Raw genomic sequence first — 13,931 nt, 5'->3', positions numbered from 1 at the left:
AAGGAGACACAATGATTCTGCCCAATCCCGAACAGCTGCTGCCCGAGATGGTCGCCACACTGAAGCAGCACCTGATTGATCGCGACATCCAGGAGCCGCGCTTCATCGGTATCCGTACCGGCGGCGTCTGGGTGGCCCAGGCGCTGCTCGCAGCCCGCGCGCAGAACGAACCGCTCGGCATTCTCGACGTGTCCTTCTATCGCGACGATTTCACCCAGAAGGGCCTGCACCCGCAGGTGCAGCCGTCGGAGCTGCCTTTTGAGATCGAAGGCCAGCACCTGGTGCTGATCGATGACGTGCTGATGACCGGCCGCACCATCCGCGCCGCGCTCAATGAACTGTTCGACTACGGTCGTCCTGCCAGCGTAACGCTGGTCTGCCTGCTCGACCTGAACGCGCGTGAGCTGCCGATTCGCCCTGACGTGGTCGGCGCCACGCTGTCGCTGGCGCCCGAACAGCGCATCAAGCTGATCGGACCGGAGCCATTGGCCCTCGAACAACAGATGGAAACCAGCGGCTCCTGAGCGAGCCGGCAAGTCCGCCCCACAGCCCCGCCAACCGAGATCCTGCGATGACGCCCACCGACGCCAAGCGCCCGCTACAGTTGAACGACCAAGGCCAGCTGCGCCATTTTCTCTCCCTCGACGGCCTGCCGCGCGAGTTGCTCACCGAGATCCTGGACACTGCCGATTCATTCCTCGAAGTCGGCGCACGGGCGGTGAAGAAGGTTCCACTGCTGCGCGGCAAAACCGTCTGCAACGTGTTCTTCGAGAACTCCACGCGCACCCGCACGACCTTCGAACTGGCGGCGCAGCGGTTGTCGGCAGACGTTATCACGCTGAACGTCTCGACCTCCTCCACGAGCAAGGGCGAGACCCTGACCGACACGCTGCGCAACCTGGAAGCCATGGCCGCGGACATGTTCGTGGTGCGCCACGCCGACTCCGGCGCCGCCCATTTCATCGCCGAGCACGTCAGCCCGGAGGTCGCGGTGATCAATGGCGGCGACGGGCGCCATGCGCACCCGACCCAGGGCATGCTCGACATGCTCACCATCCGCCGCCACAAAGGCAGCTTCGAAAACCTCTCGGTCGCCATCGTCGGCGACATTCTGCATTCGCGGGTGGCGCGCTCGAACATGCTGGCCCTGAAGACACTGGGCTGCCCGGACATCCGCGTCATCGCGCCGAAGACCCTGCTGCCCGAGGGCATCGAGCAATACGGTGTGCACGTGTTCAACGACATGAACGAGGGACTGCGCGATGTCGACGTGGTGATCATGCTACGCCTGCAGCGCGAGCGCATGCAGGGCGGCCTGCTGCCCAGCGAAGGGGAGTTCTACAAACTCTACGGCCTGAACACCCAGCGTCTCGCACTGGCCAAGCCCGACGCCATCGTCATGCACCCGGGCCCGATCAACCGCGGCGTGGAGATCGAGTCGGCGGTAGCCGACGGCCCGCAATCGGTGATCCTCAATCAGGTCACCTATGGCATCGCCATTCGCATGGCCGTGCTGTCCATGGCGATGAGCGGCCAGGCGGCGCAGCGCCAGATCGATTCTGAATCCGTATCCGAGGAGCAGCAGTGATGGTGGCAACCCGAATCCTCGGCGCACACGTGATCGACCCCGTCAGCGGGCGCAACGAAATCGCCGATATCTACCTGCAGCACAACAAGATCGCCGCCATCGGCCAGGCGCCAGCCGGCTTCGAAGCACAACAGACAATCGACGCACAGGGTCTGACCGCCGCACCCGGCCTGGTCGATCTTGCGGTAGCCCTGCGCGAGCCCGGGTACAGCCGCAAAGGCAGCATTGCCAGCGAAACCCTGGCGGCAGCGGCCGGCGGCATCACCAGCCTGTGCTGCCCGCCGCAAACGCGACCGGTGCTGGATACCGCGGCAGTCACCGAACTGATCCTCGATCGCGCCCGTGAGTCGGGCCATGCCAAGGTGTTCCCCATCGGCGCGCTGACGCGCAACCTGGCCGGTGAGCAGCTTTCCGAGTTGGTCGCGCTGCGTGAAGCCGGCTGCGTCGCGTTCGGCAACGGCCTTACCGAATTTGCCAGCAATCGCAACCTGCGCCGTGCGCTGGAGTACGCGGCCACCTTCGATCTGACGGTGATTTTCCACTCCCAGGACCGCGACTTGGCCGAAGGCGGGCTTGCTCACGAAGGCGCCGCCGCCAGTTTCCTCGGTCTGTCGGGGATTCCGGAGACCGCGGAGACCGTAGCACTGGCACGCAATCTACTGCTGGTCGAGCGCTCCGGCGTGCGCGCGCATTTCGCCCAGCTGACCAGCGCCCGTGGCGCGGAGATGATCGCCCAGGCACAGGCTCGCGGCCTGCCGGTGACGGCCGACGTGGCGATGTATCAGCTGATCCTCACCGATGAAGCGCTGCACGGTTTCTCCAGCCTGTATCACGTGCAGCCACCATTGCGCAGCGCAGCGGATCGCGATGGCCTGCGTGAGGCAGTCAAGGCCGGCGTCATCTCGGCGATTTCCAGCCATCACCAGCCACACGAGGCCGATGCCAAACTGGCCCCGTTCGGCGAAACCGAACCGGGCATCAGCAGTGCCGAAATCCTGCTGCCACTGGCGCTGACATTGGTGGACGACGGCTTGCTCGACCTGCCGACCCTGCTGGCGCGCCTGACCAGCGGTCCCGCTGCAGCACTACGCCTGCCGACCAGCGCCCTGCAAGCTGGCCAGCCGGCGGACCTGGTGCTGTTCGATCGACACAGCTCGACGCTGGTCGGCGAGCGCTGGTATTCCAAAGGCCGCAACTGCCCGTTCATGGGCCACTGCCTGCCGGGCGCGGTGCGTTACACCATCGTCGACGGCCACATCAGCTTCGAAGGCTGACGCGAAAGATCTGCGCAGGCTGGACATCAACCCGTCCATGCCTGCCAGATTTCTAAAGTGTTTCCTGCCCTACCCGTTCAGCTCCGCGCCAGATTGCGCTCGGATATCTGCGAGTTCAGCGTCCAGAAGTCGTAAAGCACACCGATAAAGAACAAGCCACCGGTGAACAGGTAAAGGATTCCTGTGATCCACTTACCCTGATACATGCGGTGCACGCCGAATACACCGAGGAAGGTCAGCAGTATCCAGCCGACCGTGTAATCGATGGGCCCCGGCTGGAAGCGCATGTCCGCTTCACGATCCATCGATGGAATCAGAAACAGGTCGATGATCCAGCCGACGAAGAACAGGCCGAGGGTGAAGAACCAGATGGTGCCAGTGATGGGTTTGCCGTAGTAGAAGCGGTGGGAGCCTAGAAAACCGAATATCCACAGGAGATAGCCGATCAGCGTGCTATGGGTGTTCTGCTGCATCCGAACCTCGATGTGCGATTGATGAGTGACGTCCAGCTTATCCGATAATGCGCCTGAACTGCCCCGCCAGACGGGCCTTGCCGCCATACGCAACCGTGATACTGTATATGCAAACAGTATCACGGCCACCATGATGCAATTGATCGACAAACTCAGCGTGCTCGCCGACGCGGCCAAATATGACGTTTCCTGCGCCAGCAGCGGCGCGCCGAAGCGCAGCTCGAAGGGCAAGATCGGACTCGGCGCCACCAATGGCATGGGCATCTGCCACAGCTTCACGCCGGATGGGCGCTGTGTCGCGCTGCTAAAGATCCTGCTGACCAACTTCTGCCTGTACGACTGCCAGTACTGCGTCAATCGCCGCTCCAGCGATGTACCGCGGGCGCGCTTCACGCCGGAAGAAGTGGTCAGCCTGACGCTCGACTTCTACCGCCGCAACTGCATCAGCGGCCTGTTTCTCAGCTCCGGCATCATTCGCTCGGCGGACTACACCATGGAACAGCTGGTGCGGGTCGCCAGGCTGCTGCGTGAGGAGCATGAGTTTCGCGGCTACATCCACCTCAAGACCATTCCCGATGCCGACCCACTGCTGATCGCCGAAGCCGGCCGCTACGCCGACCGGCTCAGCGTGAACATCGAACTACCGACCGAAACCAGCCTGATCCGCCTGGCTCCGGAAAAGCAGGTGGTGACCATCAAGCAGGCCATGCACACCATTCACCAGGGCGAAACCGAGGCCAGCGTGGAGAAACGGGCACCGCGCTTCGCACCCGCCGGGCAGAGCACGCAGATGATCGTCGGCGCCGACAACACCGACGACAGCACCATCCTGCAGACGGCCCAGTCGTTGTACGGCAGCTACCGGCTGCGCCGGGTCTACTATTCGGCATTCAGCCCGATTCCGCACAGCCCCAACACCGTGCCGTTCGCGGCGCCACCGCTGATGCGCGAGCATCGCCTGTATCAGGCCGACTTCCTCATGCGCGGCTACGGCTTCAAGGCCGGCGAACTGCTCAGCGGGCCAGGCAACCTCGCACTGGATATCGACCCGAAGCTCGCTTGGGCGCTGGCGCACCGCGAACAGTTTCCGGTGGACCTCAACCGCGCCGAGCCAACGATGATCGCCCGCATCCCCGGCATCGGCATGCTCAGCGCAAAACGCCTGGTGGATCTGCGCCGGCAGAAGCGCATTCGCTTCGAGGATCTGACCCGTCTGCGCTGCTCGCTCGAGAAAGCCAAACCCTTCGTCATCACACAGGACTACCGACCAAGCCTGGCAGGACAGGAGTCGGCCATGCTGCGCCAGCACCTGCGCGACACACCCGCGCAACTGGCGCTCTGGTAATGCTCACGGTGCGCTTCGATGGAAGCTTCCAGGCGTGGCGAAGTCGCGCCCGCGCGCTGCTGCAGAGCCGCGTCGCACCACATGAAGTGAACTGGGCAAGCGACGACGAAGCGACAGGGCTGTTCGACGATCCCTCGCCTGCACTTTCAGCGGAAAGCGGACCGCGCATTCGCGTCCCCCGACAGCTGCTGGACGAACTCGAAATGGCCGCGCGCTATCGCACCGAGCAGCGCTGGAGCCTGCTGTATCGCGTGCTCTGGCGGGTCTCCCAGGGCGACTCGAGTGCGCGAATGGTCGGCGACATCGATGGCAGCGAGCTGCATGGGCGAATCAAGGCAGTCCGTCGCGAGGCCCACCACCTGCATGCCTTTCTTCGCTTCAGCCCACTGCAGGCCAATGACGGGCCGCAACACGTCGCCTGGTTCGAACCTGCGCATGACGTACTGCCCTGGGCGGCAGGGCATTTCACTGAACGGATGGGTGGCAACAGCTGGCTGATTGCGACGCCGGAAGAAGGGGTTTGCTGGGATGGCCGGGAGATGTACTACACCCGCCCCTGTCCACCACAGTGGCGACAGCTGGCGCAGAACGCAGCGGACCCCGGCGGCGAGCTATGGAAGGCGTATTACGAGAGCACGTTCAACCCGGCCCGACTGAACCGCGGCGTACTGGAGAGCAACCTGCCTGTGCGTTTCTGGAAGAACCTTCCTGAAGGCATGTTGATCCCGCAACTCATGAGCCGCGCGCGTGCCGGCGCGCAGCGTGACGGCCAGGCCGAGCGCGTCGCCGCGAGAAGCGGAAAGCGCATCGGCCGGGATGCAAAACAGCCCGACTAGCGGAAGCTGCGGCCTGGATCGTCTTCACTGACCTCAAGGCTCAGACCCTGCGACACGCTGGTCAGATGCTCGCCATCGGTTTCCGATCCCAGCTTGATCAGCAGACGCAGGTCGTTGGCCGAGTCGGCGTGCAACAACGCATCTTCGTAGGTGATTTCGCCCTGCACGTAGAGGTTGTACAGCGCCTGATCGAAAGTCTGCATGCCCAGTTCGGTGGAGCGCTTCATCAGCGACTTGAGCTCATGCACCTCGCCCTTGCGGATCAGGTCGGCCGCCAGCGGCGTATTGATCAGCACCTCGATCACCGCCCGCCGCCCCTTGCCGTCGGGCGTCGGCACCAGTTGCTGGGCGACGATGGCCTTGAGGTTGAGCGACAGATCCATCCACACCTGGTTGTGACGATCAGGCGGGAAGAAGTTGATGATGCGGTCCAGCGCCTGGTTGGCGTTGTTGGCGTGCAATGTCGCCAGGCACAGGTGGCCGGTTTCGGCGAAGGCCACGGCGTAGTCCATGGTTTCACGGGTACGGATCTCGCCGATGAGGATCACGTCCGGGGCCTGGCGCAGGGTGTTCTTCAGGGCCACCTCGAACGAGCTGGTATCGATACCGACCTCGCGCTGGGTGACGATGCAGTTCTGATGCTGGTGGATGAATTCGATCGGGTCTTCGATGGAGATGATGTGCCCGCTGGAGTTCTTGTTGCGGTAGCCAATCATCGAAGCCAATGAAGTCGACTTGCCGGTACCGGTGGCGCCGACGAACAGCACCAGCCCGCGCTTGGTCATCGACAGCTTCTTGAGGACATCCGGCAGCTTGAGTTCTTCGATGGTCGGAATGTTGGTTTCGATACGCCGCAGCACCATGCCGGCGAGATTGCGCTGGTAGAACGCACTGACCCGGAAACGGCCGATACCGCGGGCGCTGATGGCGAAGTTGCACTCGTGGTTCTCGGTGAACTCGCGGCGCTGTTGCTCGTTCATCACACCGTGCACGGTCTCGCGGGTCATTTCCGGCGACATCGCCGTCTTGCTGACCGGCATGATCTTGCCGTTGACCTTCATCGAAGGCGGCACGCCTGCGGTGATGAACAGATCGGAGCCGCCCTTTTCCACCATCAGGCGCAGAAGTTTCTCGAATTCCATCGTCGTACTCGCAATCGTGGCAAGCGCCGCATCGGGCGGCGCCCGGTAGTTGTCAGGCGTTTAGAAGTTCTCTGGCTGCTTGGCCTTTTCCTTGGCGCTGTCTCGCGAGATCAGCCCTTTGGCGAGCAGTCCCTTGAGGCACGAGTCGAGGGTCTGCATGCCCAGCGAGCCGCCGGTCTGGATCGAGGAATACATCTGCGCCACCTTGTCCTCGCGAATCAGGTTACGGATCGCCGGCGTGCCGATCATGATCTCGTGGGCCGCCACACGACCGCCGCCGACCTTCTTCAGCAGGGTCTGCGAGATCACCGCCTGCAGCGATTCGGAGAGCATCGAGCGGACCATGGACTTTTCTTCGGCCGGGAACACGTCGACCACACGGTCGATGGTCTTGGCGGCGGAGGTGGTGTGCAGGGTGCCGAACACCAGGTGACCGGTTTCCGCAGCGGTCAGCGCCAGGCGGATGGTTTCCAGGTCGCGCATTTCGCCGACGAGAATGATGTCCGGGTCTTCACGCAGGGCCGAACGCAACGCCTCGGAGAAGCCCAGAGTGTCACGATGGACCTCGCGCTGGTTGACCAGGCACTTCTTCGATTCGTGAACGAATTCGATAGGGTCTTCGATGGTGAGGATGTGGTGGTACTTGGTGTTGTTCAGGTAATCGAGCATCGCCGCCAGGGTGGTCGACTTGCCCGAGCCGGTCGGCCCGGTGACCAGCACCAGCCCGCGCGGCACATCGGTGATCTTGCGGAACACCTCGCCCATCCCCAGGTCTTCCATGGTCAGCACCTTGGACGGAATGGTCCGGAACACCGCGCCGGAACCGCGATTCTGGTTGAACGCGTTGACGCGAAAACGCGCCACGCCCGGCACTTCGAACGAGAAGTCGGTTTCCAGGAATTCCTCGAAATCCTTGCGCTGCTTGTCGTTCATGATGTCGTAGATCAGCGCATGCACCTGCTTGTGGTCCATGGCCGGCAGGTTGATTCGCCGCACGTCGCCATCGACGCGGATCATCGGCGGCAGGCCGGCGGAAAGGTGCAAATCCGACGCACCCTGCTTGGCGCTGAAGGCCAGCAGTTCTGTGATATCCATGGGACTCCCCAATTACAAGCAAGCAGGTAGAATGCCGCGCAGACCCAAGGCGGCGGCGCAAGTAATGTCCACGATAGAGAAGAATATTGCAAAGGTCGCAGCGCGCATCCGTGAGGCGGCGCAAGCTGTGGGACGCGACCCTGCATCGGTCGGCCTGCTGGCGGTGAGCAAGACCCAGCCAGCCGCCGCCATTCGCGAGGCCGCCGAAGCCGGCGTGCGCGATTTCGGCGAGAACTATCTGCAGGAAGCGCTGGACAAGCAAGCCGAACTGAGCGAGCTGCCGCTGGTCTGGCACTTCATCGGCCCCATCCAGTCGAACAAGACCAAATCCATCGCCGAACACTTCGACTGGGTGCACTCGGTGGATCGCCTGAAGATCGCCCAGCGCCTGTCCGATCAACGTCCAGCCGAACTGCCGCCACTGAATATATGCCTGCAGGTGAATGTCAGCGGCGAGGCGAGCAAATCCGGCTGCGCGCCAGAAGAACTGCTACAGCTGGCGCAGGCCGTCGCCGCGATGCCGCGTCTGCGCCTGCGTGGACTGATGTGCATTCCCGCACCAAGCGAAGACCCCGCAGAGCAGCGCGCCGCCTTTGCCCGCCTGCGCGCATTGCGCGATGAAGATGAACTGCCACTGACACTGGATACGCTGTCCATGGGCATGAGCCAGGACCTCGAAGCGGCCATTGCCGAAGGCGCGACCTGGGTCCGCATCGGCACCGCACTGTTCGGCGCCCGCGACTACGGGCGCCCTCAATAAAGGAATCGCTATGACCTCACCCCGCATCGCCTTTATCGGCGCCGGCAACATGGCTGCCAGTCTGATCGGCGGACTGCGCGCCCAGGGCGTCGCAGCGGACGCCATTCGCGCCAGCGATCCAGGCGCCGAACAGCGCGCGAAAATCAGCGCCGAGCATGGCATCCAGACGTTCGCGCAGAACGCCGATGCATTGGCCGGCGCCGATGTGGTGGTGCTGTCGGTCAAGCCCCAGGTGATGCAGGCGGTCTGTCAGGATCTGACTCCTCATCTGGCCCACGGCCCCCTGATCGTCTCGATCGCCGCCGGCATCAGCTGCGACAGCCTGCAGCGCTGGCTGGGCCCGCGCCCTCAGGCGATCGTGCGTTGCATGCCCAACACGCCGGCCTTGCTACGCCAAGGCGTCAGCGGCCTGTTCGCCAATGCCCAGGTCAGCGACATGCAGAAACAGCAGGCCGAACAGCTGCTATCGGCCGTCGGTATCGCGCTGTGGCTCGAAGAAGAGCGCCTGATCGATGCGGTAACCGCCGTTTCCGGTAGCGGTCCGGCCTATTTCTTCCTGCTGATCGAGGCGATGACGGTGGCCGGTGAGCAGCTCGGCCTGCCCCGCGAGACCGCCGCGCAACTGACCATGCAGACCGCGCTGGGCGCAGCTCGCATGGCGTGTGAAAGCGATGTCGATGCCGCCGAACTGCGGCGTCGCGTCACCTCGCCGAACGGAACCACCGAAGCGGCGATCAAAGCCTTCCAGGCGGGCGGCTTCGAGCAACTGGTGCAGCAGGCGCTGAACGCCGCCGCACAACGCTCGGCCGAACTGGCCGAACAACTGGGTCAATAGGGTCTGTTGACGTTTCGTTCGCGGCCGCGCCGGCGCCTGTTCTTGCACGAGGCAAGGCATGAGGAGAGAAGTTTGGTCGTTCCAAATGAGCGACGAATAACGCCGCACCGCGCAAAAACAGGCCCGGCCCTTCGGGTTGCGCGGCAAATGGCGCCATGCGGCGTTGCGGGACTTGGCAAGGGAACCACCATTACCTGCGTCCCGCGCCTGCGGAACGCCGCCCGGCCATGGCGCCATTTGGCGCAGCAACGTGGCTTGCGACGAAACGGGAACAGACCCTAGGATACGGCGCAGGTTTTCCGGAGAGACTCGATGTTCAAGCCGCACAGATTGTCGCTGTTGGTCGCCGCTGCCGTGCTGGCGGGCTGTCAGGCCGTCAACACCACCAGCGGCGGCGCCGTAGGCGTCGACCGCAAGCAGTACATGTTCAGCATGCTGTCGACCGAGCAGGTCAACCAGATGTACGCCCAGTCTTATCAAGAGACGCTCAGTGCGGCGTCAAGCAAGGGTGTGCTGGAGAAAAACAGCGCAATCACCAAGCGGGTCAACGGTATTGCCCAGCGGCTGATCGCCAAGGTGCCGGTGTTCCGCCCCGATGCCGCGCAATGGAACTGGGAGGTCAACGTCATCGACAGCCCGGAGCTTAACGCCAACTGCGGCCCGGGCGGCAAGATCATCTTCTACACCGGCCTGATCGAGAAGCTGAAGCTCACCGACGACGAGATCGCGGCCGTGATGGGCCACGAGATCGCCCACGCATTGCGCGAGCACGGTCGCGAAGCCATGTCCAAGGCCTATGGCGTGCAGATGGCGACGCAGCTGGGGTCGGCCATGGGCGTCGGTACCGGCGGCCTGCAACTGGCGAACATGGGTGTGGAATATCTGATGACGCTGCCCAACAGCCGCGGCAACGAGAACGAAGCGGATCTGATCGGCCTGGAGCTCGCGGCGCGCGCGGGCTACAACCCGAATGCGGCGATCACGCTGTGGGAGAAGATGGCTTCGGCCGGTGGTTCGGCACCGCCCGAGTTCATGAGCACGCACCCGTCGTCCACCACCCGCACCGCGGCGTTGAAGACGAATATTCCGAAAGTGATGCCGCTCTACGAACAGGCCCGCAGCGGCCGTTGAGCGATGACCTGTCGCCGGCCGTTCAGGCCGGCGACAGCAGCGTCGAAAGGGGTGTCTCGATACCCAGTTGCTGATGCACGCCTTCGAGGTCGATGAGCGTGTGGATTTCCTCGATATCGCCAGCCGGGTTCAGCGTCCAGACGCTCATCACGGCGATCGCGAGAATCTTGTCGGCGACCGAGTAGCCGAACAGCGGCGTCGCCAGCGTTCCCATCGCCGTGCTTGAGGTGACCACCTTGTGGCCCTCGCATATGCACTCATCCACCACCACTTCCAGATCCGGCATGGCTGTACGCACATTGCGCACGAGCTCGGCGAAACCTGCGCTGTTCAGCGGCTGGCCGATGAATGAACCCTTGTAGGCGAAATACTTGCTCTGCATCTGTTCGGAAAGGGCCAGGCGGCCCTTGTTCCAGCTCAGATCGATATGGTTGCAGACTCGTTTCTTGCGTCCATCCGCTGACATGCAGCCTGATCTCCTCGGGGCGCTGATGTGCGCTGCGGTAGCGCACTCTATCAGCTCCCCGGTGGCGCAGATTTGCGCTGGGTATCAGCCTGAGACAATCGTGCTCATGGACAGCGCCTGATAGCCGGCGTACAGCGCGAGTGCGGCAAAGCCGGCCGCGGCGACCCGGCGGATCAGCGTCAACGGCAGGCGGTCGGCGGCGAAGTGGCTGATCAGCACCACCGGAACGTTGGCCAGCAGCATGCCGACCGTGGTGCCGAGGATGACCAGAATGAATTCCGGATACTGTGCGGCGAGCATCACCGTCGCGACCTGGGTCTTGTCGCCCATCTCGGCAATGAAGAAGGCGATCGTTGTCGCGACGAAGGGGCCGTAGGCGCGGCCCAGCTTGGCATCGTCGTCATCCAGTTTGTCCGGCACCAGCGTCCACAGCGCGACCGCGGCGAAGCTTGCCGCCAGTATCCAGCTCAGCGCCACCGGCGAAAGCAGGCTCGATACCCAGCTGCCGACCGCGCCGGCGGCGGCATGGTTGGCCAGTGTAGCGACGACGATGCCCCAGATTATCGGCCACGGTCGCCGATAACGCGCCGCCAGCAGCAGCGCGAGCAACTGCGTCTTGTCGCCGATTTCGGCGAGCGCAACGATCAGGGTGGGGACGAAAAACGATTCCAAGCGGCATTCCTTTAGGGCGGGTCGACAGATTCACCATGACATGCGCAGCCTGCCCGCCCGGGTCAGGTGTACATGTCATGGGTCTTGTCAAACCTGGCCTGGCGTATCGTTACGCGCTGGCCGGTCGCATGCGCCATGGTCTGCGGACCAAGTATGTTGACGCATGCCGGACGAGCAGGGCGCTCGTCGGAGACTACTCCCCCAAGGACGGCGGCGAGTTTGCCGCAACCGGCCGGTCGGTGCAACCGCCGGTCGCTGGCATCAGGGGCGCACGGCGCGGTAGATACGGAAGCCGTCGCGCTCGGCAAGCGTGTGACAGGGGCCAAGATGCTGCTCGACCAAGGGGGGATACCTGAGGAACGCGTTGGCTACCAGGCGCAGCTCGCCACCGCTGACCAGGTGCTCGGCGGCGCGCTCGATCAGCGCCTCGCTGGCCCGGTAGCTGGTGTGCACGCCTTGGTGGAACGGCGGGTTGCTGACGATCGCCGCCAGGTGTCGTGGCGCGGCGTCGATGCCATCCCCGGCAATCACTTCAGCTTCGAGTCCGTTCGCGGCGAGCGTCCTGCGGCTGCTCTCGATGGCGAAGGCGTCCACATCCAGCAGCAGCAGATTGCTTTGCGGATAGCGACGCTTGAGCGTGGCGCCGAGAATGCCGGCCCCACAGCCGAAGTCGAGCACGCGCCCACTTGGGAGGTCATCGAGATGCTCGAGCAGCAGGGCGCTGCCGACATCCAGGCGACCATGGCTGAACACGCCGGGCAGGCTGATGACCTGCAACGGGCCGTCCGCCAGCTCGAGGGTGAAATGGTGCGCCAGGGCGTCGAGCTCCGGTACGCTCGGCGCCTGCTCGATGTCGACCTGCCAGAGCTGGCAGTGGCGGGCGCTGTCGAGTTTGCGGGCGCGGCCCAGGCTGGTTAGCTGCTTGGCGGCACGCTCGACGCCGGCTCGTTTTTCGCCGACCAGGTACAGCTGGCGACCTTCAAGGTGCGCCGCCAGTGCTTGCAGCAGATAGTCGGTCAGTTCGCGGGATTTTGGCAGGAATAGCACGGCGGCTTCGAAGTCGCCCTGTGGTGGAGAGACGCCGAAGCTGCAACGTCCGCTGAAGCGCTTGTTCAGCAGTTGCTGTTCGCCTGCGTGCCAGCTCCAGCCGACAGCGCTTTCGAGCTGACCCAGCAGGTCGTCCGCGGGCAGGCCTGCCAGCAATAGCCGCCCTTGAAACAACCCAGTCTTACGCAGCAGCACTTCGCTTCGAGGGTCCATCGGCGTCTCCCTGAAAAAGTCCGGGAGCTTAGGGGCTATGGGCTATTGCTCGCAAGCTGGGCAAGGCTATTGCCTGCAGGCCTGAACTCAGTTCACCTGACGAATCGGCGCGCCAGCGAAGAAAGCCGTCGCGTTCTCGGCCAACTGGCCGACGATCCGCTGACGTGCCTCCCGACTGCCCCATGCGCTGTGCGGGGTGATGATCAGGCGCGGCAGGTCCGGGGCCAACAGCGGGTTGTCGTCGCTTGGCGGCTCACTGGTCAGCACATCGGTAGCGGCTCCGCCCAAATGACCGTGGCGCAGCGCGTCGGCCAGCGCCTGTTCGTCGACCAGACCGCCGCGGGCGGCGTTGATCAGGAACGCGCTCGGCTTCATCAATTGCAGTTCGCGCGCACCGATCAGATTGCGCGTCTGCTCGGTCAGTGGGCAGTGCAGCGTCAGGGCGTCCACCTGCGGCAGTAGTTCTTCCAGGTCCAGACGCTCCGGGCGCTTTGGTCGCCCCGGCAGGTTGCCGACCAGCACGCGCATGCCGAATGCCTCGGCCAATCGAGACACCGCGCTGCCGAGTTCGCCATGGCCTAGCAGGCCAAGGGTCTTGCCTTCCAGCTCGACGATGGGGAAGTCCAGCAGGCAGAACTGGCCGCTTTCCTGCCAGCGGCCGCGGGCGACCGCCGCCTGGTAGTCGGGCAGGCGCGTGGCCAATGCCAGCAACAACATCAGCGTGTGCTGAGCAACGGTCGGGGTGCCGTAGGCCTGGCAGTTGCAGACAACGATGTCGCGTTCGCCGGCAGCTTGCAGGTCAATATTGTTGACCCCTGTGGCCGAGACCAGGATCAGCTTGAGATCGGGGCAGGCCGCCAGGGTGTCTGCATTCAGCGCCACCTTGTTGACGATGGCCACCTGCGCGCCACGCAGACGCTCGACAATCTGATCCGCCGTGCTTTGCTCATGCAACACGAGCTCGCCGAACGCGTCCTGCAGCGGGGTCAGATCGAGGTCACCTTGGTCGAGCGGAGAAAGATCGAGGAAAACGGCGCGACTGGACATCAACTGT

Annotated in this window: 15 protein-coding genes and 1 riboswitch; of the genes, 8 read left to right on the top strand and 7 right to left on the bottom strand. The window is 63.9% G+C overall.

The annotated features are described in order from the left end of the window. Positions 1–11: 11 nt before the first annotated feature. Genes pyrR through LO50_RS15480 form a run of 3 tightly spaced genes read left to right on the top strand, consistent with a single transcriptional unit; the run spans position 12 to position 2,862 of the window. Complete coding sequence (gene pyrR / locus LO50_RS15490) at positions 12–524, top strand: bifunctional pyr operon transcriptional regulator/uracil phosphoribosyltransferase PyrR (protein WP_023446072.1); 513 nt, start codon at positions 12–14, stop codon at positions 522–524. A 47-nt stretch (positions 525–571) separates the two neighbouring features. Continuing rightward, entirely contained in the window at positions 572–1,588 is a 1,017-nt protein-coding gene (locus LO50_RS15485; RefSeq protein ID WP_003303145.1) for an aspartate carbamoyltransferase catalytic subunit, read from the top strand. Beyond that, on the top strand, positions 1,588–2,862 hold the full coding sequence (locus LO50_RS15480; protein WP_003303146.1) for a dihydroorotase: 1,275 nt from the start codon (positions 1,588–1,590) through the stop codon (positions 2,860–2,862). The genes LO50_RS15485 and LO50_RS15480 overlap by 1 nt, the downstream gene beginning before the upstream one ends. Before the next feature lie 77 nt (positions 2,863–2,939). Here LO50_RS15480 and LO50_RS15475 read toward each other — a convergent pair whose 3' ends face one another. After that, complete coding sequence (locus LO50_RS15475) at positions 2,940–3,335, bottom strand: NINE protein (protein ID WP_003282737.1); 396 nt, start codon at positions 3,333–3,335, stop codon at positions 2,940–2,942. A gap of 133 nt (positions 3,336–3,468) precedes the next feature. On the opposite strand from LO50_RS15475, the gene LO50_RS15470 reads away from it, so the two are divergent. Together LO50_RS15470 and LO50_RS15465 are read left to right on the top strand one after the other, a co-directional pair. Then, positions 3,469–4,680 carry a putative DNA modification/repair radical SAM protein gene (locus tag LO50_RS15470; RefSeq protein ID WP_003303148.1) on the top strand — a complete coding sequence of 404 codons (1,212 nt, stop codon included), beginning with the start codon at positions 3,469–3,471 and terminating at the stop codon, positions 4,678–4,680. Then, a complete protein-coding gene (locus LO50_RS15465; RefSeq protein WP_003303150.1) occupies positions 4,680–5,516 on the top strand; it encodes a TIGR03915 family putative DNA repair protein in 837 nt (278 codons plus the stop codon). The genes LO50_RS15470 and LO50_RS15465 overlap by 1 nt, the downstream gene beginning before the upstream one ends. Here LO50_RS15465 and LO50_RS15460 read toward each other — a convergent pair. Continuing rightward, complete coding sequence (locus LO50_RS15460) at positions 5,513–6,658, bottom strand: PilT/PilU family type 4a pilus ATPase (RefSeq protein ID WP_003303152.1); 1,146 nt, start codon at positions 6,656–6,658, stop codon at positions 5,513–5,515. The two genes, LO50_RS15465 and LO50_RS15460, sit on opposite strands and share 4 nt — an antisense overlap. Before the next feature lie 60 nt (positions 6,659–6,718). Continuing rightward, positions 6,719–7,753, bottom strand: coding sequence for a type IV pilus twitching motility protein PilT (gene pilT / locus LO50_RS15455; RefSeq protein ID WP_003303153.1), 1,035 nt, complete (start codon positions 7,751–7,753; stop codon positions 6,719–6,721). Positions 7,754–7,817: 64 nt separating this feature from the next. Here pilT and LO50_RS15450 point away from each other — a divergent pair, with 64 nt between their 5' ends. The 3 genes from LO50_RS15450 (at position 7,818) to LO50_RS15440 (ending at position 10,479) form a co-directional block, all read left to right on the top strand. After that, positions 7,818–8,513, top strand: coding sequence for a YggS family pyridoxal phosphate-dependent enzyme (locus LO50_RS15450; RefSeq protein ID WP_003303155.1), 696 nt, complete (start codon positions 7,818–7,820; stop codon positions 8,511–8,513). A gap of 10 nt (positions 8,514–8,523) precedes the next feature. Then, positions 8,524–9,348 (top strand): pyrroline-5-carboxylate reductase, encoded by an 825-nt coding sequence (gene proC / locus LO50_RS15445; protein WP_003303156.1) that lies wholly within the window; start codon positions 8,524–8,526, stop codon positions 9,346–9,348. A 312-nt stretch (positions 9,349–9,660) separates the two neighbouring features. Then, positions 9,661–10,479 carry a M48 family metallopeptidase gene (locus LO50_RS15440; protein ID WP_014821312.1) on the top strand — a complete coding sequence of 273 codons (819 nt, stop codon included), beginning with the start codon at positions 9,661–9,663 and terminating at the stop codon, positions 10,477–10,479. Between the two features lie 22 nt (positions 10,480–10,501). Here LO50_RS15440 and LO50_RS15435 read toward each other — a convergent pair whose 3' ends face one another. The 4 genes from LO50_RS15435 to LO50_RS15420 all read right to left on the bottom strand — a co-directional run bounded on the left by LO50_RS15435 (position 10,502) and on the right by LO50_RS15420 (position 13,924). Beyond that, positions 10,502–10,945, bottom strand: coding sequence for an ester cyclase (locus LO50_RS15435; protein WP_041014797.1), 444 nt, complete (start codon positions 10,943–10,945; stop codon positions 10,502–10,504). A gap of 84 nt (positions 10,946–11,029) precedes the next feature. Continuing rightward, on the bottom strand, positions 11,030–11,617 hold the full coding sequence (locus LO50_RS15430; RefSeq protein ID WP_014821310.1) for a TMEM165/GDT1 family protein: 588 nt from the start codon (positions 11,615–11,617) through the stop codon (positions 11,030–11,032). A 90-nt stretch (positions 11,618–11,707) separates the two neighbouring features. Further along, a riboswitch (yybP-ykoY riboswitch) is annotated at positions 11,708–11,824 on the bottom strand. A gap of 54 nt (positions 11,825–11,878) precedes the next feature. Next, a complete protein-coding gene (locus tag LO50_RS15425; protein ID WP_044315556.1) occupies positions 11,879–12,877 on the bottom strand; it encodes a methyltransferase in 999 nt (332 codons plus the stop codon). 87 nt (positions 12,878–12,964) lie between these two features. Beyond that, on the bottom strand, positions 12,965–13,924 hold the full coding sequence (locus LO50_RS15420) for a 2-hydroxyacid dehydrogenase (RefSeq protein WP_044315555.1): 960 nt from the start codon (positions 13,922–13,924) through the stop codon (positions 12,965–12,967). Positions 13,925–13,931 lie beyond the last annotated feature (7 nt).

The sequence above is a fragment of the Stutzerimonas stutzeri genome, assembly GCF_000935215.1.
In the GTDB taxonomy this organism is placed as follows: Bacteria; Pseudomonadota; Gammaproteobacteria; order Pseudomonadales; family Pseudomonadaceae; genus Stutzerimonas.
Note: the sequence above shows the minus strand (reverse complement) of the source record. Positions and strands in the feature narration are given on the sequence as shown.

What these genes read in the sequence shown, in the direction of transcription:
- pyrR (WP_023446072.1), top strand. Translation starts at nt 12, where the DNA reads ATGATTCTGCCCAATCCCGAACAGCTGCTGCCCGAGATGGTCGCCACA.
- LO50_RS15485 (WP_003303145.1), top strand. Translation starts at nt 572, where the DNA reads ATGACGCCCACCGACGCCAAGCGCCCGCTACAGTTGAACGACCAAGGC.
- LO50_RS15480 (WP_003303146.1), top strand. Translation starts at nt 1,588, where the DNA reads ATGGTGGCAACCCGAATCCTCGGCGCACACGTGATCGACCCCGTCAGC.
- LO50_RS15475 (WP_003282737.1), bottom strand. Translation starts at nt 3,335, where the DNA reads ATGCAGCAGAACACCCATAGCACGCTGATCGGCTATCTCCTGTGGATA.
- LO50_RS15470 (WP_003303148.1), top strand. Translation starts at nt 3,469, where the DNA reads ATGCAATTGATCGACAAACTCAGCGTGCTCGCCGACGCGGCCAAATAT.
- LO50_RS15465 (WP_003303150.1), top strand. Translation starts at nt 4,680, where the DNA reads ATGCTCACGGTGCGCTTCGATGGAAGCTTCCAGGCGTGGCGAAGTCGC.
- LO50_RS15460 (WP_003303152.1), bottom strand. Translation starts at nt 6,658, where the DNA reads ATGGAATTCGAGAAACTTCTGCGCCTGATGGTGGAAAAGGGCGGCTCC.
- pilT (WP_003303153.1), bottom strand. Translation starts at nt 7,753, where the DNA reads ATGGATATCACAGAACTGCTGGCCTTCAGCGCCAAGCAGGGTGCGTCG.
- LO50_RS15450 (WP_003303155.1), top strand. Translation starts at nt 7,818, where the DNA reads ATGTCCACGATAGAGAAGAATATTGCAAAGGTCGCAGCGCGCATCCGT.
- proC (WP_003303156.1), top strand. Translation starts at nt 8,524, where the DNA reads ATGACCTCACCCCGCATCGCCTTTATCGGCGCCGGCAACATGGCTGCC.
- LO50_RS15440 (WP_014821312.1), top strand. Translation starts at nt 9,661, where the DNA reads ATGTTCAAGCCGCACAGATTGTCGCTGTTGGTCGCCGCTGCCGTGCTG.
- LO50_RS15435 (WP_041014797.1), bottom strand. Translation starts at nt 10,945, where the DNA reads ATGTCAGCGGATGGACGCAAGAAACGAGTCTGCAACCATATCGATCTG.
- LO50_RS15425 (WP_044315556.1), bottom strand. Translation starts at nt 12,877, where the DNA reads ATGGACCCTCGAAGCGAAGTGCTGCTGCGTAAGACTGGGTTGTTTCAA.
- LO50_RS15420 (WP_044315555.1), bottom strand. Translation starts at nt 13,924, where the DNA reads ATGTCCAGTCGCGCCGTTTTCCTCGATCTTTCTCCGCTCGACCAAGGT.